Annotated in this window: 22 protein-coding genes and 1 pseudogene; 11 read left to right on the forward strand and 12 right to left on the reverse strand. The window is 70.5% G+C overall.

What is annotated here, in order from left to right:
* Positions 1-2: 2 nt before the first annotated feature.
* Positions 3-824 carry a helix-turn-helix domain-containing protein gene (locus tag ACWD4G_RS21170; RefSeq protein WP_451295816.1) on the reverse strand — a complete coding sequence of 274 codons (822 nt, stop codon included), beginning with the start codon at positions 822-824 and terminating at the stop codon, positions 3-5.
* Positions 825-1,139: 315 nt separating this feature from the next.
* Here ACWD4G_RS21170 and ACWD4G_RS21175 point away from each other — a divergent pair, with 315 nt between their 5' ends.
* Positions 1,140-2,552, forward strand: a complete 1,413-nt coding sequence (locus tag ACWD4G_RS21175; RefSeq protein ID WP_451295818.1) for a hypothetical protein — start codon at positions 1,140-1,142, stop codon at positions 2,550-2,552.
* Between the two features lie 42 nt (positions 2,553-2,594).
* Here the strand turns inward: ACWD4G_RS21175 and ACWD4G_RS21180 are convergent, their stop codons facing one another.
* The gene (locus ACWD4G_RS21180) at positions 2,595-3,536 is read right to left on the reverse strand and encodes an SDR family NAD(P)-dependent oxidoreductase (protein WP_451295579.1); all 942 of its coding nucleotides are present in this window, start codon (positions 3,534-3,536) and stop codon (positions 2,595-2,597) included.
* A 105-nt stretch (positions 3,537-3,641) separates the two neighbouring features.
* Here ACWD4G_RS21180 and ACWD4G_RS21185 point away from each other — a divergent pair, with 105 nt between their 5' ends.
* Together ACWD4G_RS21185 and ACWD4G_RS21190 are read left to right on the forward strand one after the other, a co-directional pair.
* Positions 3,642-4,133 (forward strand): ATP-binding protein, encoded by a 492-nt coding sequence (locus tag ACWD4G_RS21185; RefSeq protein ID WP_451295581.1) that lies wholly within the window; start codon positions 3,642-3,644, stop codon positions 4,131-4,133.
* 14 nt (positions 4,134-4,147) lie between these two features.
* A complete protein-coding gene (locus ACWD4G_RS21190) occupies positions 4,148-4,702 on the forward strand; it encodes a DUF6624 domain-containing protein (RefSeq protein WP_451295820.1) in 555 nt (184 codons plus the stop codon).
* A gap of 26 nt (positions 4,703-4,728) precedes the next feature.
* Here the strand turns inward: ACWD4G_RS21190 and mraY are convergent, their stop codons facing one another.
* Positions 4,729-5,796 (reverse strand): phospho-N-acetylmuramoyl-pentapeptide-transferase, encoded by a 1,068-nt coding sequence (gene mraY / locus ACWD4G_RS21195; protein ID WP_451295583.1) that lies wholly within the window; start codon positions 5,794-5,796, stop codon positions 4,729-4,731.
* A gap of 205 nt (positions 5,797-6,001) precedes the next feature.
* On the opposite strand from mraY, the gene ACWD4G_RS21200 reads away from it, so the two are divergent.
* Positions 6,002-6,502 (forward strand): hypothetical protein, encoded by a 501-nt coding sequence (locus ACWD4G_RS21200; RefSeq protein WP_451295584.1) that lies wholly within the window; start codon positions 6,002-6,004, stop codon positions 6,500-6,502.
* Between the two features lie 128 nt (positions 6,503-6,630).
* Here the strand turns inward: ACWD4G_RS21200 and ACWD4G_RS21205 are convergent.
* The 3 genes and pseudogenes from ACWD4G_RS21205 to ACWD4G_RS21215 all read right to left on the reverse strand — a co-directional run.
* A pseudogene (locus ACWD4G_RS21205) lies at positions 6,631-7,596 on the reverse strand (aldo/keto reductase); the annotation flags it as partial.
* A 151-nt stretch (positions 7,597-7,747) separates the two neighbouring features.
* Complete coding sequence (locus tag ACWD4G_RS21210) at positions 7,748-9,079, reverse strand: MFS transporter (RefSeq protein ID WP_451295586.1); 1,332 nt, start codon at positions 9,077-9,079, stop codon at positions 7,748-7,750.
* 123 nt (positions 9,080-9,202) lie between these two features.
* A complete protein-coding gene (locus ACWD4G_RS21215; protein ID WP_451295822.1) occupies positions 9,203-9,808 on the reverse strand; it encodes a LysE/ArgO family amino acid transporter in 606 nt (201 codons plus the stop codon).
* A gap of 78 nt (positions 9,809-9,886) precedes the next feature.
* Between ACWD4G_RS21215 and ACWD4G_RS21220 the strand changes: the two genes are divergently transcribed.
* Positions 9,887-10,798: a LysR family transcriptional regulator ArgP gene (locus tag ACWD4G_RS21220; RefSeq protein WP_451295588.1), complete on the forward strand. Its 912-nt coding sequence runs from the start codon at positions 9,887-9,889 to the stop codon at positions 10,796-10,798.
* A 34-nt stretch (positions 10,799-10,832) separates the two neighbouring features.
* Here ACWD4G_RS21220 and ACWD4G_RS21225 read toward each other — a convergent pair whose 3' ends face one another.
* Complete coding sequence (locus tag ACWD4G_RS21225; protein WP_451295590.1) at positions 10,833-11,507, reverse strand: NUDIX domain-containing protein; 675 nt, start codon at positions 11,505-11,507, stop codon at positions 10,833-10,835.
* A 132-nt stretch (positions 11,508-11,639) separates the two neighbouring features.
* Between ACWD4G_RS21225 and ACWD4G_RS21230 the strand changes: the two genes are divergently transcribed.
* The gene (locus tag ACWD4G_RS21230) at positions 11,640-12,308 is read left to right on the forward strand and encodes an AIM24 family protein (RefSeq protein ID WP_451295592.1); all 669 of its coding nucleotides are present in this window, start codon (positions 11,640-11,642) and stop codon (positions 12,306-12,308) included.
* A gap of 12 nt (positions 12,309-12,320) precedes the next feature.
* Here the strand turns inward: ACWD4G_RS21230 and ACWD4G_RS21235 are convergent, their stop codons facing one another.
* From ACWD4G_RS21235 to ACWD4G_RS21245, 3 genes are all read right to left on the reverse strand, one after another.
* Entirely contained in the window at positions 12,321-13,586 is a 1,266-nt protein-coding gene (locus ACWD4G_RS21235) for an FAD-dependent monooxygenase (RefSeq protein WP_451295594.1), read from the reverse strand.
* Between the two features lie 181 nt (positions 13,587-13,767).
* A complete protein-coding gene (locus tag ACWD4G_RS21240) occupies positions 13,768-14,499 on the reverse strand; it encodes a ribonuclease H family protein (protein WP_451295596.1) in 732 nt (243 codons plus the stop codon).
* Between the two features lie 94 nt (positions 14,500-14,593).
* Positions 14,594-15,403 carry a VOC family protein gene (locus ACWD4G_RS21245; RefSeq protein ID WP_451295598.1) on the reverse strand — a complete coding sequence of 270 codons (810 nt, stop codon included), beginning with the start codon at positions 15,401-15,403 and terminating at the stop codon, positions 14,594-14,596.
* Positions 15,404-15,611: 208 nt separating this feature from the next.
* Between ACWD4G_RS21245 and ACWD4G_RS21250 the strand changes: the two genes are divergently transcribed.
* The 3 genes from ACWD4G_RS21250 to ACWD4G_RS21260 all read left to right on the forward strand — a co-directional run bounded on the left by ACWD4G_RS21250 (position 15,612) and on the right by ACWD4G_RS21260 (position 17,919).
* On the forward strand, positions 15,612-16,028 hold the full coding sequence (locus tag ACWD4G_RS21250) for a DUF6153 family protein (RefSeq protein ID WP_451295600.1): 417 nt from the start codon (positions 15,612-15,614) through the stop codon (positions 16,026-16,028).
* A 91-nt stretch (positions 16,029-16,119) separates the two neighbouring features.
* Positions 16,120-16,806, forward strand: coding sequence for a DUF3105 domain-containing protein (locus ACWD4G_RS21255; RefSeq protein ID WP_451295602.1), 687 nt, complete (start codon positions 16,120-16,122; stop codon positions 16,804-16,806).
* 192 nt (positions 16,807-16,998) lie between these two features.
* Positions 16,999-17,919: an SGNH/GDSL hydrolase family protein gene (locus ACWD4G_RS21260; protein ID WP_451295824.1), complete on the forward strand. Its 921-nt coding sequence runs from the start codon at positions 16,999-17,001 to the stop codon at positions 17,917-17,919.
* 43 nt (positions 17,920-17,962) lie between these two features.
* Here the strand turns inward: ACWD4G_RS21260 and ACWD4G_RS21265 are convergent, their stop codons facing one another.
* A complete protein-coding gene (locus ACWD4G_RS21265; RefSeq protein ID WP_451295604.1) occupies positions 17,963-18,445 on the reverse strand; it encodes a VOC family protein in 483 nt (160 codons plus the stop codon).
* 226 nt (positions 18,446-18,671) lie between these two features.
* Between ACWD4G_RS21265 and ACWD4G_RS21270 the strand changes: the two genes are divergently transcribed.
* Together ACWD4G_RS21270 and ACWD4G_RS21275 are read left to right on the forward strand one after the other, a co-directional pair.
* A complete protein-coding gene (locus ACWD4G_RS21270) occupies positions 18,672-19,328 on the forward strand; it encodes an ATP-dependent Clp protease proteolytic subunit (RefSeq protein ID WP_451295606.1) in 657 nt (218 codons plus the stop codon).
* The gene (locus ACWD4G_RS21275; RefSeq protein ID WP_451295608.1) at positions 19,328-19,930 is read left to right on the forward strand and encodes a ClpP family protease; all 603 of its coding nucleotides are present in this window, start codon (positions 19,328-19,330) and stop codon (positions 19,928-19,930) included. Before ACWD4G_RS21270 ends, ACWD4G_RS21275 begins: the two co-directional genes overlap by 1 nt.
* Before the next feature lie 101 nt (positions 19,931-20,031).
* On the opposite strand, the gene ACWD4G_RS21280 is transcribed toward ACWD4G_RS21275, so the two are convergent.
* Positions 20,032-20,415: a helix-turn-helix domain-containing protein gene (locus tag ACWD4G_RS21280; RefSeq protein ID WP_451295610.1), complete on the reverse strand. Its 384-nt coding sequence runs from the start codon at positions 20,413-20,415 to the stop codon at positions 20,032-20,034.
* Between the last annotated feature and the right edge of the window lie 54 nt (positions 20,416-20,469).

Raw genomic sequence — 20,469 nt, forward strand, 5'->3', positions numbered from 1 at the left:
ATTCACAACTCCTCGCGCAGTTCCGCCAGGATGTCCTTGGTCCGGGCCACCGGTTCCGCCTGGACAGACATCCGGTCGAGTACCTCCAGATAGGTCACCACGTCCACGGGCTGGTCGAAGTACTGGGCGCCCGCGAGGCCCTCGGTGTAGACGATGTCGGGCAGTTCGGAGAAGCCGAACCGGAAGTAGTGGAACGGGCCGTACCCACCGGGGTGCGGGCCCGCCGCGAAACGCATGATCTGGATTCTGATCTTGGGCCGCTCGGTGGCTTCGGCCAGCCGGTCGATCTGGGCCCGCATCACCTCCCGGCCGCCGACGGGTCGGCGCAGTACGGTCTCGTCGAGGATCGCCCAGAGGGCAGGCGCCTCGGGTTTGACCAGCAGGTCCTGGCGCCTCAGGCGCGGGGCCACCAGGCGTTCGATCTCGTCGGCTCCGGCGTTCGGGAAGCCGACCCGCATCAGTGCGGCTGCGTAGTCGCGGGTCTGCAACAGGCCGGGGACGTACTGGGGTTCGTAAAGGCGGATGACCTGCGCTTCACTCTCCAGGCTGACGAAGGCGCTGAACCAGTCGGGCAGCACATCGCGGAACTTGTGCCACCAGCCGGGCCGGTTGGCCTTCCGGGCCAGGGAGATGAACTCGTCGATCTCGGTCGTGGATGCCCCGTAGGTGCGCAACAGCTCCTTGACGTAGGGGACACGGAGGCCGACCTCGGCCTTCTCCATGCGGCGGACCGTCAGCGCGGTCACCTCGATGACGCGGGCGGCTTCGTCGAACGAGACTCCGGCCTGCTCCCGCAGCTGCCGGAGCCTTTTGCCGAGGACCATGCGCAGGACTGTGGGCGCCGCCGGGGCGGTCCCTCCGACGCGGGTCTCACTCACGTGCAACCTCCCGGGGCGGGATTCACAGCGTGCAGTGTGCCACGCGATCCATTGACACCGACAGGTCCTTGCAGTTCATTCTGAAATTATCAGAACGCAGGTTGCGGGCTGTGTCGTTCGGCCACCATAGTGATCGGGTGACCTGGCGCACACAGTGCGCGGTGTTCCTTGAGGTCTCTCGAACTCCTCCGGCCCGCCCAGCAGTTGGCGCCATGGCGGGTACGGGCCGAACCGCGCGCCGACACCCGATGCGAGACCTGGATGGCCGCCGTGACGAACGGATTACCTAGGAACCCGGTGAAGGGAACCGGCGGGCCCAACAAGCCGCTGGCGGCAGCCCTGAAGGAGGCGGGCTGCTCGTACGCCTCCCTCGCCCTCAGGGTCAATGAGCTGGGCCGCTGTCAGGGCCTGGAGACCAACTACGACAAGGCCTCCGTCACCCGCTGGCTCCAGGGACAGCAGCCCCGGGGCACCACCCCGGAGCTGATCGCGGCCGTCCTCGGGGAACGGCTGGGCCGCGCCCTGACCCCGGCGGACGTGGGATTCCCGCTCGATCGCGGGCGGCCGGTGACGGGGCGTGCCCTGATGTACGTGGAGAACGTGTCGGAGACCCTGCACACGCTGGCCGAGCTGGGTTCCACGGACATCTCCCGGCGGAGTCTGCTGGGTTCGGTGCCGTTCGTGCCGGGCGCGCTGACGAACCCTCAAAGAGCCTGGCTGCTCTGGCTGGTGGAGGAGCGGGACACCGCGCCGCTGACGTCGGTGTCGGGTGCGGGGCCGGTGGAGCAGGTCCACGCGATGATCCGCATGTTCGACGAGATGGACAACCACTACGGCGGCGGCGGGGTCCGCACCAGCATCGTGCAGTATCTGACCACCGAGGTCATCCCGATGCTCCAGCAGCGCGGCATCCCGTCCCACCAGCGCCGGCAGCTGTTCGCCGCCGCGGCCCGGCTCGCCGCGATGGCGGGCTGGAGCTCGTACGACGCCGGGGAGTACGGCCTGGCCCAGCGGTACATGACCCAGGGGCTCAGGCTCTGCGCGGAGGGCCACGACCATGTCCTCGGCGGGCAGATCCTGGCCGGGCTGTCCCATCTGGCGACCAGTCTGGGCCGCCCCGACGAGGGGGTGGCCCTGGCCCGGGCCGGGGTCGCCACCGCCAAGGACGCGGGCAGTCCGCTCGGGCTGATGCGGCTGCACGCCATGTCCGCGCGCGGCCACGCCGCCCTCGGCCGGCCGCGCGAGACCGCCGAGGCGCTGCGCGCGGCGGAGAAGCAGCTCGACGCGAGTCGGGGCGCGGCGCAGGAGTCGCCGTGGGTGCGGTTCCTCGACCACCACTATCTCCAGGCCGAGTCGGCGGTCTGCTTCCGTGATCTGGGCCTCGCCGCGCAGGCCGAGCACACCGCCGGAGAGTCGGTGCGCGCCCACGCCGACCGGCGCCGCCGCCAGGCCATCAGCCGGTCCGTCCTGGCCACGGCCCACCTCCAGCAGAACCGTCTGGACGAGGCGATCGCCACCGCCACCGACGCCCTGGACGCGCTCAGCGGGGTCCACAGCGAGCGCTCCATCCAGGCCCTGCGGGACTTCCGGGGCCGTCTCGCCCCCCGCCGCCATGAGCCCCTGGTCCAGGACTTCGAACGCCGGTCACGGGTGGTGCTGGGGGCGGCCGCCTGACCCGGCCGGCTGCGGCTCGCGAGGCCGCGCACCCAGCGGTGCTCAATACCCGTCCGGCGAGGGCGCGTTCTGGGCGCGGTCCACGGGCAGATGGGCGCCGGAGACCCCGGTCGCCCAGTCGGAGAGCAGGAACACCACCGTACGGGCCACCTCGCGCGGGGTGACGAAGGCGCCCATCGGCAACTCGGCGCCCACGAAGGCGTCGTACGCCTGTGGGTCGGCCTCGCGCATACGGGCCCAGCGGCGGCCCGGGATCAGCATCGATCCCGGTGACACGGCGTTGACGCGGATGCCGTCGGGGCCCAGTTCACGGGCGAGGGAGGCGGCCAGATGGATCAGGGCGCTCTTGGCCGCGCCGTACTGGGCGTTCGGCCCCGGTTTCCAGCCGGAGACGGAGCTGATCAGCACGACCGAGCCGCCGTCGGCGGCCCGCAGATGCGGCAGTGCGGCGCGGACCAGGCGGACGGTGTGACCGACGTTGAGGTCCCAGGTGGCCCACCAGTCGGCCACGCCGGCCTGTTCGAAGGTGCCGCCCCGGGAGCCGCCGACACAGGCGACGACGCCGTCGAGGCCCGCCGCTGCGGAGCGCGCGGTGTCCGAGGCCGCCACCTCGGAGTTCGCGGCGGCGGAGGCCTCCGCCGCGGAGTCCGCCGTGCCGGAGGCCTCCTCGCTCCCCCTGTCGCCGAAACGTTTCGCTGCCGTGGTGACGAACTGCTCCAGCCGCTCCGGCTCCCTCACGTCCAGATCCTCGGTGAACAGACGGGCCCGCTCGTCACCCGTGAGGGACGCCCCCAGCGCCGCCAGCCCCGCCTTCCCCCGCGCACAGGTCGCGACCCTGGCCCCTTCCGCGAGAAGGAGCCGCACGATGCCCTCGCCCAGGCCACGGCTGCCGCCGGTGACCACCACTGTCTTGCCCCGCATACCGGGCCACCCGGCGGGGACCTGCCGCTCCGGCCGGGGCGGGCTGTCGTACACGTTCGCCATGGTGGCGAACATACAGCTCGCGCCACTACTCGCCCGCAACTGCACAACCCTTCCACCACCTGGTGTTTTGTGTGCCCGGTGCTGTTGTCTTCGACAACAGCACCGGTGGCTGAGCACAACCAGGAGGAACTCGATGACGGCAGTCAGTGGGCGACCGGCGAGCGCGGTGGTGCTCCCTTGATCTCGCTCAGGCGGTCCCGCCTCTTCCAGATGGCGGTACCCGCACACCCCTCCCGCGCCCAAGGAGTACGGCGCATGGTGAGCGCGCACCTCACACTCTGGGGGCTGTCCTCGATGGTCGACGATGTCGTGCTCGCCACGGACGAGTTGTTCGCCAACGCCGTACGGCACACCGGGACCGAGCCCACGGACACCATCCGCGTCCTCGTCGAATGCTCCGAGCGCGAACTGCGGGTGACGCTCGCCGACTCCTCTCCCGCGCTGCCCCGGCCCCGACGGGTGGACGGGGCCGCCGAGTCGGGGCGGGGGCTGTCCATCGTGGCGGCGCTGGCCGACGACTGGGGCACCGAGCCGCCGGACCCGGGGGCCGTGGGCAAGAAAGTGTGGTTCTCACTCGCCGTGAGGGAGCCGACGTGAAAGACGCCCCGATCGTGAAACCTGCCAGGGAACATCCACCGGCCGGCACCCCGGTGGCGCGGGGGCGGGTCCTCGCCGCCGAGTTGACGCGCCGGGCCGAGGACGAGCGGCGGCTCGCCCATGAGGCGCGGTCGGCGCCCACCGCCGAGGCCCGCGGCCGTATCACCGAGTGCCGGGCCGGCAACGGGGACGCCCTGCGGGCGATCGTCGCCCGGCACGGCTGGCCCACCGTCGATCTGGTGGGCGACCCCGCCTCGACAGCGGCCCTGGTCCTGCTGTTGCACTCCCCCGACCTGGGCTTCCAGCTCACCTGCCGGGATCTGATAGCCGAGGCGGTGGCGGACGGCCGCTGCCCCGCCGTGCACCACGCCTATATCGCCGACCACTGCGCCGTGGAACTCGGCCAGCCCCAGTTCTACGGCACCCGCGTCAACCCCCGAACTCTCTTCCCGTACCCCGTCCGCCACCCCGAGACGGTCGACGAACGCCGCCACGACGTGGGCCTCGGCCCCCTGGCGGACCATCTGAGGGCGGTGCGCAGCGGGATGGGGGCGAACGGGGGGCTGTAGTCCGGTGCCGCGACCCGGCCGGTGGCTCAGCCCGCCGCCCAGCCCGCGTAGAAGAGGCCGAGGCCGACGATCACGCAGATGCCCTGGATCGTCCAGAAGCGGACCACGACGAGGACCTCGGACCAGCCCTTCAGTTCGAAGTGATGCTGGAGCGGGGCCATCCGGAAGACCCGCTTTCCGGTCAGCTTGAACGAACCCACCTGGATGATCACGGAGAGGGTGATCAGGACGAAGAGCCCGCCCAGGATGGCCAGCAGCAGTTCCGTGCGGGAGCAGATCGCGAGACCCGCGAGGGCGCCGCCGAGGGCGAGGGAGCCGGTGTCGCCCATGAAGATCTTCGCCGGTGAGGTGTTCCACCACAGGAACCCGAAGCAGGCGCCCATCAGCGCGGCGGCCACGACCGCGAGGTCGAGGGGGTCGCGTACCTCGATACAGGAGGCGGGGTCGGTGAGTTCCATGGCGTTGACGCACGAGTTCTGGAACTGCCACAGCCCTATGAAGGTGTAGCCGCCGAAGACCATGACGGACGCGCCGGTGGCGAGGCCGTCCAGTCCGTCCGTCAGGTTCACGCCGTTCGACATGGCGAGGATCATGAACAGGGCCCAGACGACGAACAGGACCGGGCCGATGGTCCAGCCGAAGTCGGTGACGAAGGACAGCTTCATGGAGGCCGGTGTCTGTCCCCGGTCGTCCGCGAACCGGATGGCCAGCAGGGCGAAGACGATGCCGACGATCAGCTGCCCAGCCATCTTCGCGCCCGCCCTGAGGCCCAGCGAACGCCGCTTCACGATCTTGATGTAGTCGTCGAGGAAGCCGACGACCCCCATGCCCGCCATCAGGAAGAGCACCAGCACACCGGGGTAGGTGGGGCTCTCGCCGGTGACCACCTTGGTCGCGGCGTACGCGAGGAGGGTGGCCAGGATGAAGGCGATGCCCCCCATGGTGGGCGTGCCGCGCTTGCCGAGGTGGCCGCGCGGGCCGTCGTCACGGATGAACTGCCCGTAGCCCTTGCGGGCCAGTAGCTTGATCAACAGCGGTGTGCCGACGAGCGTCAGGAACAGGCCTATGGCCCCCGCGTAAAGGATCTGGTTCATCGGACGGCGGTCTCCCCCCTAGGAGCACGTTCTGGTGAGCGACGGCCGCACTGGTCATGGCGTCCGTCACAGCCCACACCCTATGCAGAACTCCGATCTTGGTCGGACGGTGGGTAGTTGGTGGAGGGGAGGAAGGGAGCCGGGAGGGGTGATGGAAGGTGAGGGTCCGTTCGTGTGCAGGGGAGAAGCTGAGACACTGCTCGCCATGGCGTCCTTCACTCCCGCGCGTGCCCTGTTGCTGCTGACCACCGGCCTGACCTGTCTGCTGATGGCAGCGGGCGCCCTCATCGGCGCCCTGCTCGGCGGCGGCCTCGTCGCGTTGGGCGCGGCGGTGTGCGCGGGGCTGGTCGGAATGGTGGGGGCCCTGATCGTCCGGCGGCGGGCCATGGCGCAGTTCGCCCTCGCCCAGCGGCAGGCCGGGCAGCGGGGGTACGCCGAGGGCATCGCCCACGGGGTGCTGATCCATGTGACCGCGTACGAGGCCGCCGTCTTCCCCCGGACCGGGCCGAGCGGTGTCACCCCGGAGGAGCGGGAGGCCCGGCGGACCGTCGCCTACCGCATGGCCGCACTCGACGAGGTGCCCCAGCGGGTACGGCTGGCCGCGGCGGACGCGCTCGCCCTGCTGGACAAGACGGACCGGGAGGGCGCCGAGGAGGCCATGGCCCGCCTCGCCACGACCGTGCGCCTGGAGTACGCCCGCCCCTGACGAGCGCGCCCGGCGCACGGAGGTGAAACCCGCGCGGCCGGGCGCACTTCAGTGGTTCACACGCGGGGCCGGGCACCCGGCGCGGGCCGCAGGGCCTGGATCTCGGTGGCCGCCGCCCCCGGCGATTCGTTGCCCCGGACCGCGCGCGGGGTGTAGGGCCGCTCCAGTTCCTCCGTCTCCTTCTCGGTGAGGGTGAGGTCGAGGGCGGCCACGGCGTCGTCCAGGTGGTGGGGCTTGCCGACGCCGACGATGGGCGCGGCGACGGTGGGGCGGCCGAGCAGCCAGGCGAGGGCGATCCGGGCGCGGGGGAGGCCGCGTTCACCGGCGATGCGGGTGACGGCGTCGACGATCTCGCGGTCGCCCTCCTGGTAGAGGGTGCGGCCGAACGCGTCGTTCTCGCTGCGCTCGGTGACGGTGCCCCAGTCACGGGTGAGACGGCCCCTGGCGAGCGGGCTCCACGGCAGGGTGGCGACGCTCTGGTCCTGGCACAGCGGCAGCATCTCGCGCTCCTCCTCGCGGTAGAGGAGGTTGTAGTGGTTCTGCATGGACACAAAGCGCGTCCAGCCGTGGAGATCGGCCGCGTGCTGCATCTTGGCGAACTGCCAGGCGTACATCGAACTCGCCCCGATGTAGCGGGCCTTGCCCGCCTTGACCACGTCGTGCAGGGCCTCCATGGTCTCCTCGACCGGGGTGTTCGGGTCGAAGCGGTGGATCTGGTAGAGGTCCACGTGGTCGGTGCCGAGACGGGTGAGGCTGTTGTCGATCTCGGTCATGATGGCCTTGCGGGACAGACCCCAGCTGTTGGGGCCCTCGTGCATGGCGCCGTTGACCTTGGTGGCGATGACGACCTCGTCGCGGCGGGCGTAGTCCGTGAGCGCGCGGCCCACGATCTCCTCGCTGGTGCCGTCGGAGTAGACGTTGGCCGTGTCGAAGAAGTTGATCCCGGCGTCCAGTGCCCGGCGGATCAGCGGGCGGGCCGCTTCCTCGTCCAGGGTCCAGTCGTGCGTGCCCCGGTCGGGGAGCCCGAAACTCATGCATCCCACACAGATCCGGGACACATCCAGACCCGTCGAGCCGAGCTTCACATACCGCATCGCTGCTCCTTCTGCCTGTGGGGTGGGCCGAATCGCCCGCCGGACGGACCGGCCGCCGTACCGCCCGCCGGATGCACCGGCCGCCGGCCGTGCGGGCCGCTCGTCGCGCGAACCGACAAGCAGCGTACGAAAGATCGGGCGTGGCGACAGGTCAGATCCGGTAGCGGCGCAGTGCGGGTGTCGCCGTCGCGAGGAGCAGCATGGCGGCGATGACGAGGAGACCGCCGCCCACGACGGCCGTACGGGGGCCGAAGGCCGCGCCGGCGGTGCCGTGCAGGAAGTCGGCGAGCCGGGGCCCGCCGGCGACGACCACGGTGAACACCCCCTGCATCCGGCCGCGCATCTCGTCGGTGGCGGCGGACAGCAGGATGGCCCCGCGGAACACCATGGAGACCATGTCGGCGACACCGGCGGCGGCGAGGAACACCACGGCGAACCACAGGCTGGTGCTCAGCCCGAAACCGGTGATGGCCGCGCCCCAGGCCATGACGGCGGCGATGACCATGAGCCCGTGCCGGTGCGAGCGGGAGAACGTGCCGGACAGCAGTCCGCCGACGACGGCGCCGATGGGGATCGCGGCGAACAGCAGGCCCAGGGCGAGGCCTTCGCCGTAGGGCGCGTAGGTGGTGTCGGCGAGTTGGGGGAAGAGGGCGCGGGGCATGCCGAGGACCATCGCGATGATGTCGGCGAGGAAGGACAGCAGGAGCACCTTGTGCAGGGCGATGTAGCGGAAACCGGCGGCCACCTCGCGCCAGCCGGCCCGCCGGGGCGTGGTGGTGTCGAGGGGCGGCAGCGGGGGCAGCCGGTGGACCGCCCAGAGGGTGACGCAGAGGGCCAGCGCGTCGATCAGGTACAGCTCGGCGAGGCCGATGACCGGGATGAGGGCGCCGGCGAGCAACGGTCCGGCGACCAGGCCGAGTTGCGTCACGGTCGAGCCCAGGGCGGCGGCGGAGGCGAGTTCCTCGGCGGGGACGAGACGGGCCACGGAGGCGTTGCGGGCGGGTGAGTTGAGGCCGAAGAAGGCCTGTTGGAGGGCGAGCAGCACCATCAGTGCCCAGACAGATTCGAGACCGGTGACGGCCTGTACCCAGAACAGCACCGAGGTGACGGCGATTCCGGTGTTGGTGATCAGCAGCAGGGTGCGCCGGTCCACGGTGTCGGCGACGGCTCCGCCCCACAGCGCGAAGACCACCATGGGCACGAGTCCGGCGAGGCTCGCGTAGCCGACCCAGGCCGAGGAACCGGTGATGTCGTAGATCTGCTTGGGCACGGCGACGGCGGTCAGCTGGCTGCCGACCGCCGTGACGACGGTGGAGGACCACAGCCGCCGGTACGCGGGCCGCCGCAGCGGGCGCGTGTCCATGGCCCAGCGCCGCCAGCCGCGACGGGGTGCCGCCGCCTCCTCGGCCGGTGAGTCGTCCTCGGGAGCGGTTTCGCCCTCCGGGGAGGTGTCGTCGCCGGGGCTGCTCTTGGTGGTGTCCACGCGCATCCTGTTGCTCGATACATCTTTCGATACCGGGACCACTATCCCGGAGCGCCCCGTCGCCGGCACAGGCGAATTGACGGCCGTCTCACATGCTGTCGACGGACGAGGAGGGGAGTCGGCTCACGCCCCGGCGATCAGCATGCCGCCGAGTACGAGCATGGTCGCCGCGACGAGGCCGTCCAGGACGCGCCAGGCCCGGGGGCGGGACAGGAAGCGGCTCAGCAGCCGGGCCCCGAAGCCGAGGGCGGTGAACCAGCACAGGCTCGCGAGGGCCGCGCCGACGCCGAAGGTCCAGCGCAGCTCACCCCGGTCGGCGGCGATGGAGCCGACCAGGAACACCGTGTCGAGGTACACATGCGGGTTCAGCCAGGTCAGGGCGAGACAGGTGAGGATCGCCCGGCGGCGGGAGCCGGCCCCGCCGCTGTCCGCCCGTAGCGCGTCGCCGTCGGCCCGCAGCGCGCGCCGGGCGGCGAGGACGCCGTAGACGAGGAGGAAGCCGCCGCCGGCGAGGGCGACCGCGGTCAGGGCCTCGGGCCAGGCGACGACCAGGGCGCCGACCCCGGCGACGCCGAGCGCGATCAGGACGGCGTCCGACAGGGCGCACACGGCCACCACCGGCAGCACGGCGGACCTGTGGATGCCCTGGCGCAGGACGAACGCGTTCTGCGCGCCGATGGCGACGATGAGGGAGAGGCCGGTGCCGAATCCGGCGGAGAGGGCGGTCATATGGCTGAACACAGCAGAGACGCTAGAAAACCTGGCACCTTACGTACAGCTAAAGATTCTTATCTATCATTAGCGCTCGTGATGTCACAGCTTCCGCTCGATCTGGTGCGGACCCTGCTCGCCGTGGTGGACGAGGGCACGTTCGACGCGGCTGCGGCCGCCCTGCATGTGACGCCGTCGGCGGTCAGCCAGCGGGTCAAGGCGCTGGAGCAGCGGGTGGGCCGGGTGCTGCTGGTCCGCGAGAAGCCGGTGCGTCCGACCGAGTCCGGTGAGGTGATCGTCCGGTTCGGCCGCCAGCTGGCCCGCCTCGAACATGACGCCCAGACCGCGCTGGGCCTCGCCGAGACCCAAGGCCCAACCCGTGTGACGATCGCGGTGAACGCCGACTCGCTGGCCACCTGGTTCCTCCCCGCCCTGGTCCGTGTGCCCGAGGAGGTGCGCCCCTGCTACGAGCTGCGCCGCGAGGACGAGGCCCGTACGGCCCAGTTGCTGCGGGAGGGGATGGTGATGGCGGCGGTCACCTCGTCGTCGGACGCCGTGGCCGGCTGCTCGGTGCGCGCGCTGGGCCGGATGCGCTACGTCCCCGCCGCGAGCCCCGCCTTCGCCGAGCGCTGGTTCGGTGGCCTCGGGGCGGGGGCGCGGCTGGCGGACACGATCGCCGAGGCGCCGGTGATGTTCTTCGACCGGTACGACGACTTCCAGGACGCGTTCGTACGACGGCTCAAGCGGGGCCGTCCGGCGAGCCCCGCACGCCACTACGTGCCGACCTCGGAGGGCTTCGTGGACGCCGTGGCCGCCGGGCTGGGGTGGGGCATGATCCCCGAGCCCCAGGCCGAGCCGTTGCTCGCCGACGGCCGTCTGGTCGAACTGGCACCCGGGCGGAGCGTGGACCTCCCGCTGTACTGGCAGCAGTGGAAGCTCGACTCCCCCGCGCTCACGGCCGTCGCGGACGCGGTCGCGGCGGAGGCCGCCGAGGTCCTGCGCGGCTGAGCGGGGCCCGGGGCGGCCGGTCGCGCGCCCTCCCCTACGCCTTGCCCCCTCCGCTGAACGGCCCCTCCAGTGCCGCCCATTGGAGCAGCATGATGGTCTTGGCGTCGGCGATCTCCCCGGCGCGGATCATCTCCAGGGCGCGGCGGAAGGGCAGTTCGACGAGTTCGATGTCCTCGCCCTCCTCGTCGAGGCCGCCGCCCTCGTGGGTGCGGGTCGACGGGCCGTAGGTGGCGGCATAGAAGCTGACGCGTTCGGTGACGGAGCCGGGGCTCATGTAGATGTCGAAGACGTGCTGGATCTCGCCGATGGTGTGCCCGGTCTCCTCGATCACCTCGCGGCGCACGGCGACTTCGGGGTGCTCGTCCTCCTCGTCCAGCAGCCCGCCGGGGGTCTCGATCAACATGCCGTCGGGGTGGCCGTTGACATACACGGGGTAGCGGAACTGCCTTGTCAGCAGGACGGTTTCGCGGTCGGTGTCGTAGAGGAGGACGGTGGCGCCGTTGCCCCGGTCGTGGGTCTCGCGTTCCTGGGTGGTCCAGGTGCCGTCGCCGTGCTGGAAGTCGAAGGTGGTGGTGCGCTCCACGTACCAGTGGCTGGACAGCAGTTTCACCTCACGGACCTTCACCCGGGGGTTGCCGGTGAGGTCCCGGCCGGTGCGGTCGAGTCCGGTGCGGCCCCGGCGGTCGGGGGTGTCGATGCCGGCGGTCATCGGACGAGAGCCGAACGGGAGTTGGAGCCGGAGCAGTCGTACTTGGTCATGCGCCTGCTTCTACCACTCCACTCCGACGACTGTCAGGCGATCCCCTTGGCGGAATCGGGTGATCCGGGACAACATGCCTTCATGAAGAGCGATCTTTTCTCGAACGAGAACATGGTCCGGCCGGCGGACGCGCCGGGGATGAGTGTGCAGAACGCCAAGTGCATGAAGTACGCCGTCAACGGCGAGATGCTGGCCCGGCAGGGAGCGATGATCGCCTTCCGGGGGAACCTTCAGTTCGAACGCAAGGGGCAGGGCGTCGGCGGCATGCTCAAGCGTGCGGTGACCGGCGAGGGGCTGCCGCTGATGGCGGTGCGCGGCCAGGGCGAGGCCTGGTTCGCGCACGAGGCGCAGAACGTCTTCGTCGTCGATGTCGAGCCCGGTGATGTGTTCACGGTCAACGGCCGCAATGTGCTCTGCTTCGACTCCACGCTGTCGTACGAGATCAGGACCGTGAAGGGCGCCGGGATGACCGGCGGCGGACTGTTCAACAGTGTGTTCACCGGTCAGGGCCGGCTCGGACTGGTCTGTGACGGCAATCCGCTGGTCATCCCGGTCTCGCCGCAGATGCCGGTGTTCGTCGACACGGACGCGGTCGTCGGCTGGACGGCCAACCTCCACACCTCGCTGCACCGCTCCCAGTCCTTCGGCTCGATGATCCGCGGCGGCTCCGGCGAGGCCGTCCAGCTGAAGCTGGAGGGCGAGGGCTTCGTGGTCGTCCGGCCGAGCGAACTGACTCCGCAGGCCTCATAGCACTGAGGCCGTTCAAGGGCGCCGGACCGGCTGCCGGGGTGGCTCGGCGGGACCGACGACGCCCTGCTGCTTCCGGGCCGCGAGCGCCCTGGTCTGCGACGTTCGCGCCAGCTTCGGCCCCAGCCAGCGCTTGAGGCGGCGCAATGCCTCCAGGCGGCCGGCGGCGCGGTCGAGGCGGTAGTAGAGCTGCGGCGGGACGTACGGCAGCAGCGGGGAGTGCCGTTGGCCGAGGAGGGCGAACATCTGCTCAGGGGGGAGTTGGATGTAGCGCTGGATGTTCTCGTACCACTGGGCGCTGTAGCGGGCCGCGCTCTGCGGTCGCAGGAGTTCCGTCTTGCGGCGCCGTTCGTACGCGGCGAGCGCGGCCTCGGGCTCCGTGTGGGCGCCGAGCGTTTCGGCGAGGCAGAGGGCGTCCTCCAGGGCGAGGGTGGTGCCGGCGCCGATGGAGTAGTGGGTGGTGTGGGCGGCGTCGCCGAGCAGGACGGCCTTGCCGTGGCGCCAGGTGCGGTTGGTGAGCGTGCGGAAGTTCAGCCACTGGGCGGTGCCGTCGCCCTGGTCCCGGCCGATCAGGGGGTGGCCGTCCAGGATGCCGTCGAAGATCTTCTCCAGCAGGGCCAGCCCGTCCGCCTCGTTCAACCGGTCCAGGCCCAGTCCGCTCAGGGTCTCGGGGGAGCACTCGATGACACAGGTGCTCTGCTCCTCGCTGAACTTGTAGGCGTAGGCCCAGATCCAGCCGTGGTCGGTCTCCTGGAAGGAGAAGGTGAAGGCGTCGAAGACCTTGGTGGTGCCGAGCCAGATATAGGCGTTGCGGCCGAGCGCGATGTCACTGCCGAACTCCTCGGCGTACTGTCCGCGCACCACGCTGTTGATCCCGTCGCCCGCCACGACGAGGTCGGCCTCCGGCAGTTCGCCGGCGGTGATCTCGTGCTCGTACCGCACCTGTACGCCGAGTTCCCGGGCCCGTTCGCCGAGCAGTTCGAGCAGGCGGCGCCGGCCGATGCCGAAGCCCTCGTCGCCGGGCTGGACGGTGGCGTGGTCGCGGACGTGGGCCACTCCGGCGTTCCAGCTGACGGAGTTGTCCTTGATGGCCCGGGCGGTCTCGGGGTCGCTCGCGTGGAGCTTGTCCAGCAGTTCGGCCCAGTAGGTCACGCCCCAGCCGTAGGTGGACCCGGCCGGATTCCGTTCGTGGACGGTGATGTCATGGGACGGGTTCTGCCGCTTCATCAGGATCGAGAAGTAGAGGCTTGCGGGTCCGCCGCCGACGCACGCGATCTTCACGCACACTCCCATTCACGCAGCGCAAAGCGATCAATTGGACACGAAGAGTAGCAGTGCGATCGCACTGCGAGTTCTTGTCCGTTCGATCGGTTGACGCCGCGATGGGTTGACGCCGCGATCGGATGACGTCTTGATGGGGTGACGCCCGTCGGGCCGACGGCTCAGTCCATGCCCGTGACCGTCAGTCCGCGCGCGTGCCCGTGACCGCCGTGCGGCACTCCGGGTGGCCCCAGCCCTGGTCGTTCTTGGCGATGGGCTCGCCCGCCGCGTAGGGGCGGCCGCAGACGCAGCGGCCGGGGAACTTCGCCTTGATCGTGCGGGAGGAAGAGGAGGACGACGAGCCGGTGCGGGCGCCGGAGCGGCCGGACCTGGTGGACTTCTTCGCCGGGCCCCGGCGGACCGGGACGTCGGGGGCGGCCGGTGGCTCCGGGGAACCCAGCTCGCTGCCGGCCGACTCCTGCACGGTGGCCGCCTGGCTGGCGGCACGGTCGGCGAAGTCGTTGAGACGGTCGCCGTCGATCTGGTGGGCGGCGACGTAACGGAACTCGACCGAGCGGCCGGCGAGCAACTCGTCGATGCGGACGACGAGTTCCTGGTTGGCGACCGGCTTCCCGGCGGCCGTGCGCCAGCCGTTGCGCTTCCAGCCCGGCAGCCAGGTGGTGACGGCCTTCATCGCGTACTGGGAGTCCATCCGGATCTCGATCGGGACATCCGGGTCGGTGGACGCCAACAGCCGCTCCAGCGCGGTGAGTTCGGCGATGTTGTTGGTGGCCCTGCCGAGCGGGCCCGCCTCCCAGCGGGAGGGGATCTCATCGTCCTCGGCGACCACCCAGGCCCAGCCCGCGGGCCCCGGGTTTCCCTTGGAGGCTCCGTCGCAGGCGGCCACAACACGTTCCGACATGGCCCCGATCATGCCACGAGCGAGGGTGTGGGACCGTCCGCGGGTCCCACACCTCGAACACCAGCACGCCCAGCGGTCCGGCTTAGGACACGGACGGCCGTCCGGCTCAGCCGACCTCGGTCATCTTCGGCATCTCGCCCTGGGTGGTCGTGATGTCGATGACGGAGAACGACGCGCCCTGCGGGTCGCTGAGCGCCGCGAAGCGGCCGAAGGGGGTGTCCATGGGGCCGAAGCGCAGGATGCCGCCGAGCTTGGTGGCCTTGGCGACCGCGTCGTCGCAGTCGGGGACGGTGAAGTAGACGTTGATGTACGCCGGTACCTCGGGCGGGAACTCCTCCGTCATCTTCATCCGGCCGAGCACGTGGTTGTCCTTGCCGACGTCGAAGACCCGGAAGTCCATCTCGGGGTTGCCGGGGTCCTCCATGCTCAGGGTGGAGTACGGGAAGACCTTGGGGAAGAAGGCGTCGGACTTCTCGGGTGCGCGGGTGAATATCTCGGCCCAGACGTACGCGCCGGGGGTGCTCATGGTCTCGAAGCCCTCGTGGGTGCCGGACTGCCAGACGCCGAAGACGACACCGCCCGGGTCGCGGGCCAGACACATGGAACCGAAGTCGCCGACCTGCATCGGCTCCATCAGCACCTCGCCGCCGTTGTCACGGATCTTGGCCGCGGTGGCGTTCACATCGGGCGAGGAGAGATACAGGCACCAGGCGGACTGGCCCTCCTGCCCCGGCATCGGCGGGACGACGGCGGCCACGGCCTTGCCGTCGGCGTACGCCTGCGTGTAGTTGCCGTACTCGGAGGACGACTCGCCGAACGTCCAGCCCAGGACGTCGCCGTAGAAGCTCTTCGCCCCCTCGATGTCACTGAACATGGCGTCGGCCCAACAGGGTGTTCCCTCGGGGTGTGCGGCCATGGCTGCCACTCTCCTCGGTTCGCGGGTGGTTTCCGCCCCGCGTCTCACGCTAGCCAGCAGAGCGTACGAATGCGCGCCGAACGGGATGGACAGCGGCAAACCGGGGCCGATGGGCGGATGGGCCCGGGGCGGCACCACGGCTGGGGGTCTTCTGATAATTTCAGCGTTCGCTCGTACTCCCGTTCGCCTCGACTCGTGAGGTGGCTCCATGTCCGGCCGACCCTTCCGACGTACGGCGCTGCCGTGCGCCGTCGGCCGGTCCGCGCATCTGGTGCTCGCGCTCACACTGGCCCTGGCCGCCCTCGCGTTCTTCTGCGCCGGCCTTCCCGCCCGTGCGGCGTCGGCGCCGCGTCCGCACTCGGTGTCGGCGGCGCCGGCGGACCCGTCGGTCGCCGTACGGGCGAGTCAGGTGGAGCGGGACCCCTGCGACCACGACGGCGGGCACGACTGCCACTCCTCCGACCCGCGTGCCGTCCTCGCCCACGCACCGCTGCCCGGCGCGGACCACACCGCCGCACCTTGGCAGCCGGGGACGGTTCCGGCGGCCGCGGCGCTCGACGGCTCCGGTACGCCGGGACGGGCCCGTCCTCCTGATCTCCATCAACTGCAGTTGCTCCGCGTCTAGGCCGACCGCGGGCCCGTGCGACAGACCGAAGACGACTCGCAGGACCGCCGTGCCCCCGGAAAGGGGCGGCGGGGAGAAGAAGGACATTCCGATGGCTTCATCCAAGGCGAAGGCCAAGAACAACGGCCCCAAGGGCAACCCGGGCAACCCCAAGGGGAAGAACGCCAGGGAGGCGGCGAGGCGCGCACGTGTCGAGGAGATACGCAAGGCCGAGGCGGCCCGTGAACGGCGGATGCGACTGATCACGCTCGGCGTGACCGGCGTGATCCTCCTCGGACTCGTCGGCGGCGGCTGGTATCTGATCGACGCCGCGAACCAGAAGGAAGAGGAGAAGGCCTCCCCCATCGACGGGGTGAAGAGCTGGTCGAAGCTGACCCAGAACCATGTCACCGAGACCGTCGACTACAAGATGAGCCCGCCGGTCGGCGGCGACCACAACCAGGTCTGGGTCAACTGCGACAAGCAGGTGTACACCAAGGCGGTGCCGAACGAGAACGCCGTGCACGCCCTGGAGCACGGCGCGGTGTGGGTCACGTACAACGACAAGGCGGCCGAGGCGGATGTCGAGGCGCTGACCGAGAAGGTCACCAACACGACGTACACCTTCATGAGCCCTTACGAGGACCAGGACTCGCCGATCGTGCTGAGCGCCTGGGAGCACCAGTTGACGGTGGACAAGGCGTCCGACCCGCGTGTGCAGAAGTTCCTGGACAAGTACGTCCAGGGCGAGCAGACGCCGGAGCCGGGTGCGGCGTGCTCCGGTGGTATGACCCCGTGAGCGGTACGACCCGTGAGCGGTACGACCCCGTGAGGTGATCCGACGAGGGGCGTCCGGCGGTTCCGGACGCCCTCGTGGCCGTCGCGGGTCTTCCCCCTTGCCCTTGGCTGTGCTTGCCTGGGGAGCCGTTTCGATGACCGGGGCGGGAGTCGTCGTATGAGCCCTATGAGTCGTGTGAACCATATGAGCCGTATGCGCGGGTCGTGGTTCGTGGGAGTGGTGGGGGCGCTGCTGGCCGGGCTGTTGCTCGGCGGATGCGGGGACCCGGAGTCCGCGCCCGAGGAGGCGCCGCCGGCGGCCTCGGCACCGGAGGGATCGCCGACGACACAGCGCAGGCCCGCCACCTCCTCCCCCGGCGCCCCCGCGGCGAAGCCGGCACCCACGGTGCTCTATCTCGGCGACTCGCTCGCCATGGAGAACCAGGACGTCCTCGGCGACCTCCTGAAGGACGACCTGGACGCCGAGTACACCAGCGCCCCCTACTCGGGCACGACCCTGTGCGACTACCTGGAGGGCACCGCCGACCGCTCACTGGTACCGCCGCAGGACAAAGCGGCGGCGCTGGTACGGCGGCTGCGCCCGGACTTCGTGGTGCTGCAGTTCTGGGGGAACGCCTGGGGCTATACGCCGTGCATGGACGGGATCACCTACGACAAGGCCCGCGCCCGCTACTTCGAGCGGTACACCGCCGACGCCGAGCGGCTCGCCGAGCAGATCGCCAACGCGGGCGGCGACCGTCCGCCCAAGATCGTGTGGGTGCTCCAGGGCCCGGACCCGATCACCCCGGAGCGCGTCCGCCGCGTCAACGCCCTGTACGAGAAGCAGGCCAAGGCATCCGGCGGGCTGCTCGCCGACGCGGGCAGGGCCGTGAGCCCGGCCTCCGACCGGTACACCTGGGCGCAGTACCTGCCGTGCACGGCGTACGAGCGCGCGCACGACGGCTACTGCACCCAGCCCGGTCAGGGGCGTACGGCGCTCCATCTCGACGAGGACTATCTGCACTTCTGTCTGGCGCCGACGACGTCCAGGCCGAAGCCGTGCCCGGTGCTCTCGCCGGGCATCACCCGGATCGCGCGGGCGATCACGGACGCGATCGCCGACGCGAGTTCCTGAGCGGGCCGCCCCGGCCCGCCTGCGGGCGGGGGCGGGGGCCGGGCTACTCCCCCGCGTACGCCTTCTGCAGGGCCGCCAGGTCGAACTTGCCCATGGAGAGCATGGCCTTGGTGGCGCGGCCCGCCTTCTCCGGGTCCGGGTCGGTGATCATCTCCATCAGCTGGACGGGCTCGACCTGCCAGGACACCCCGAACCTGTCCTTGAGCCAGCCGCAGGGGCCGGGCTCGCCGCCGCCCTCGGTGAGCCGGTTCCAGTAGTGGTCGATCTCGTCCTGGTCCTCACAGAGGATCTGGAAGGAGATCGCCTCGGTGAACTTGAACTGCGGGCCGCCGTTCAGCGCGATGAACCGCTGGCCGTTGGCCACGAACTCCACGGTCATCACGGAGCCCGTCGGCCCGTACCCCTCCTCGCTGTACGGGGTGACCCGGCCGAGCCGGGAGTTCTTGAAGACCGAGACGTAGAACGCCGCGGCTTCCTCGGCCTGGCCGTCGAACCACAGACAGGTGGTGAAACCGTCGCTGGACATGAGCGCCTCCTCGGGCGGGGGTGTGTTGCCGTCATCCGTATCGACCGATCCTGCGGCGGAAACTCATCGGTGGCGCGGGCACGAGGTGTCGGCGAGCGGCTGGGGCCGGTGGCGCTCTGCTGTCAGCAAATCTGCCGCGGGCAGAGAAATGCCAGGTGAGGGGCGGCAGGCGGGGAGGGTGGAGTCAGCGGCCGTTGTCGGTCGTGTCACCCACAGGGAGGATCTGATGACTTCACCGTTCACCGGCCGGTCCCCGTCGCTCGCCCCTCGCGCGGAGGAGGGCGACACCCCGCCCTCCCGCTTCGACGACCATCTCGCCGCCCAGCTCCTCGGGCAGCGGATCGTCTTCCTCGGCACCCAGGTCGACGAGGTCTCCGCGAACCGGGTCTGCGCGCAGTTGCTGCTGCTGTCGGCGGAGGACCCGCGGACGGACATCAGCCTGTACATCAACAGCCCCGGCGGTTCGGTCACGGCGGGCCTCGCCATCTTCGACACCATGCGGCTCATCCCGAACGACGTGTCGACGCTCGTCATGGGCTTCGCGGCGAGCATGGGTCAGTTCCTGCTGACGGTGGGCGCGCACGGCAAGCGGTTCGCGCTGCCCAACGCGCGGATCATGATGCACCAGCCGTCGGCGGGCATCGGCGGCACCACCGCCGACATCGAGATCCAGGCGGAGAACCTGGAGTTCACCAAGAAGGCGATCGAGCGGATCACCGCCGAGCACACCGGCCAGACCGAGGAGACCATCTCCCGCGACGGCGACCGCGACCGCTGGTTCACCGCCGAACAGGCCAAGGAGTACGGGATGGTCGACCGCGTCGTGGAGTCACTGGACGACGTACGGCCGGCCTCCTCGCATCGACGGATGGGACTGCAGTGATGGGCTCCTACACCATTCCGCACGTCGTGGAGCGGACCCCGCAGGGCGAGCGGTCGTACGACGTGTTCAGCCGGCTGCTGTCCGAGCGGATCATCTTCCTCGGCACCGAGATCGACGACGGGGTCGCCAATGTCGTCATCGCGCAGCTGCTGCATCTGGAGGCGACCGGGCCGGAGAACGAGATCTCCCTCTACATCAACTCGCCCGGGGGATCGTTCACTTCACTGATGGCGATCTACGACACGATGACGTACATCCAGGCGCCGATCTCCACGTTCTGTGTGGGGCAGGCCGCGTCCACGGCGGCGGTGCTGCTCGCGGGCGGGGATGCCGGGCGGCGGTTCGTGCTGGAGCATGCGCGGGTGCTGCTGGGGCAGCCGGCGAGTGGGGGGAGCCGGGGGACGGTGTCGGACCTCGCGCTCCAGGCGAAGGAGATGGTGCGGATTCGGGGGCAGGTGGAGGAGGTGTTGGCCCGGCATACCGGGCATGAGGTGGGGGCGCTTCGGGCCGATATGGATCGGGACAAGGTGTTCACGGCGGAGGAGGCTGTGGGTTATGGGCTGGCTGATGAGGTGGTGAGTCGGCGGGTCGTGAGGGGCTGAGGAACGCCTGAGGGGTGGGGGGCTTCTTACGGCTGGCGAGTGCGGGTTCGACGTGGTTGCTCGCGCAGTTCCCCGCGCCCCTTAAAAACCTGGTGGCGCCGTCACGCTACTAGGCACAGGCCGTCGTACGGCGTCGGCGATCCTGGTGTCCGCCTCGTCGGCCTGCGCGTCAGCTCCTCCTGGGCCAGGGACAGCAGGTCGGTCAGGCGGAGGCCCAATGCCTGGGCGGCGGCTGCCAGGACCTCGGACGATGCCTCCTTGCGGCCTCGCTCCACCTCGGAGAGGTACGGCATGGAGATACGGGCCTCGTCGGCCACGTCCTTCAACGTGCGTTCCTGGGCGAGGCGTTCGCGGCGGAGGACGTCTCCGACGAGGTCGCGCCAGAGGGGTTCCTTGGCCGGCGGAGGCTCGGGCGTGCGGGCCGGTGGGGGCGCCGCCGGGCGGAGCGGGATGACGCGGGCTTCGTTGGACGCTTGTCGGCTCACCCCTCCAGACTAGGCAGGCTGGGCGGGACGGGAAGAGATCGGCGTTCCGCCCTC

The organism is Streptomyces sp. NPDC002643 (assembly GCF_053592555.1).

Excerpts from the sequence above, each read along its gene's own strand:
- ACWD4G_RS21230 (WP_451295592.1), top strand. The coding sequence starts at position 11,640 with ATGAAGAGCGATCTTTTCTCGAACGAGAACATGGTCCGGCCGGCGGAC.
- ACWD4G_RS21240 (WP_451295596.1), bottom strand. The coding sequence starts at position 14,499 with ATGATCGGGGCCATGTCGGAACGTGTTGTGGCCGCCTGCGACGGAGCC.
- ACWD4G_RS21175 (WP_451295818.1), top strand. The coding sequence starts at position 1,140 with ATGGCCGCCGTGACGAACGGATTACCTAGGAACCCGGTGAAGGGAACC.
- ACWD4G_RS21260 (WP_451295824.1), top strand. The coding sequence starts at position 16,999 with ATGCGCGGGTCGTGGTTCGTGGGAGTGGTGGGGGCGCTGCTGGCCGGG.
- ACWD4G_RS21265 (WP_451295604.1), bottom strand. The coding sequence starts at position 18,445 with ATGTCCAGCGACGGTTTCACCACCTGTCTGTGGTTCGACGGCCAGGCC.
- ACWD4G_RS21170 (WP_451295816.1), bottom strand. The coding sequence starts at position 824 with ATGGTCCTCGGCAAAAGGCTCCGGCAGCTGCGGGAGCAGGCCGGAGTC.
- ACWD4G_RS21245 (WP_451295598.1), bottom strand. The coding sequence starts at position 15,403 with ATGGCCGCACACCCCGAGGGAACACCCTGTTGGGCCGACGCCATGTTC.
- ACWD4G_RS21250 (WP_451295600.1), top strand. The coding sequence starts at position 15,612 with ATGTCCGGCCGACCCTTCCGACGTACGGCGCTGCCGTGCGCCGTCGGC.
- ACWD4G_RS21270 (WP_451295606.1), top strand. The coding sequence starts at position 18,672 with ATGACTTCACCGTTCACCGGCCGGTCCCCGTCGCTCGCCCCTCGCGCG.
- ACWD4G_RS21225 (WP_451295590.1), bottom strand. The coding sequence starts at position 11,507 with ATGACCGCCGGCATCGACACCCCCGACCGCCGGGGCCGCACCGGACTC.
- ACWD4G_RS21180 (WP_451295579.1), bottom strand. The coding sequence starts at position 3,536 with ATGGCGAACGTGTACGACAGCCCGCCCCGGCCGGAGCGGCAGGTCCCC.
- ACWD4G_RS21275 (WP_451295608.1), top strand. The coding sequence starts at position 19,328 with ATGGGCTCCTACACCATTCCGCACGTCGTGGAGCGGACCCCGCAGGGC.
- ACWD4G_RS21215 (WP_451295822.1), bottom strand. The coding sequence starts at position 9,808 with ATGACCGCCCTCTCCGCCGGATTCGGCACCGGCCTCTCCCTCATCGTC.
- ACWD4G_RS21255 (WP_451295602.1), top strand. The coding sequence starts at position 16,120 with ATGGCTTCATCCAAGGCGAAGGCCAAGAACAACGGCCCCAAGGGCAAC.
- ACWD4G_RS21200 (WP_451295584.1), top strand. The coding sequence starts at position 6,002 with ATGGCGTCCTTCACTCCCGCGCGTGCCCTGTTGCTGCTGACCACCGGC.
- mraY (WP_451295583.1), bottom strand. The coding sequence starts at position 5,796 with ATGAACCAGATCCTTTACGCGGGGGCCATAGGCCTGTTCCTGACGCTC.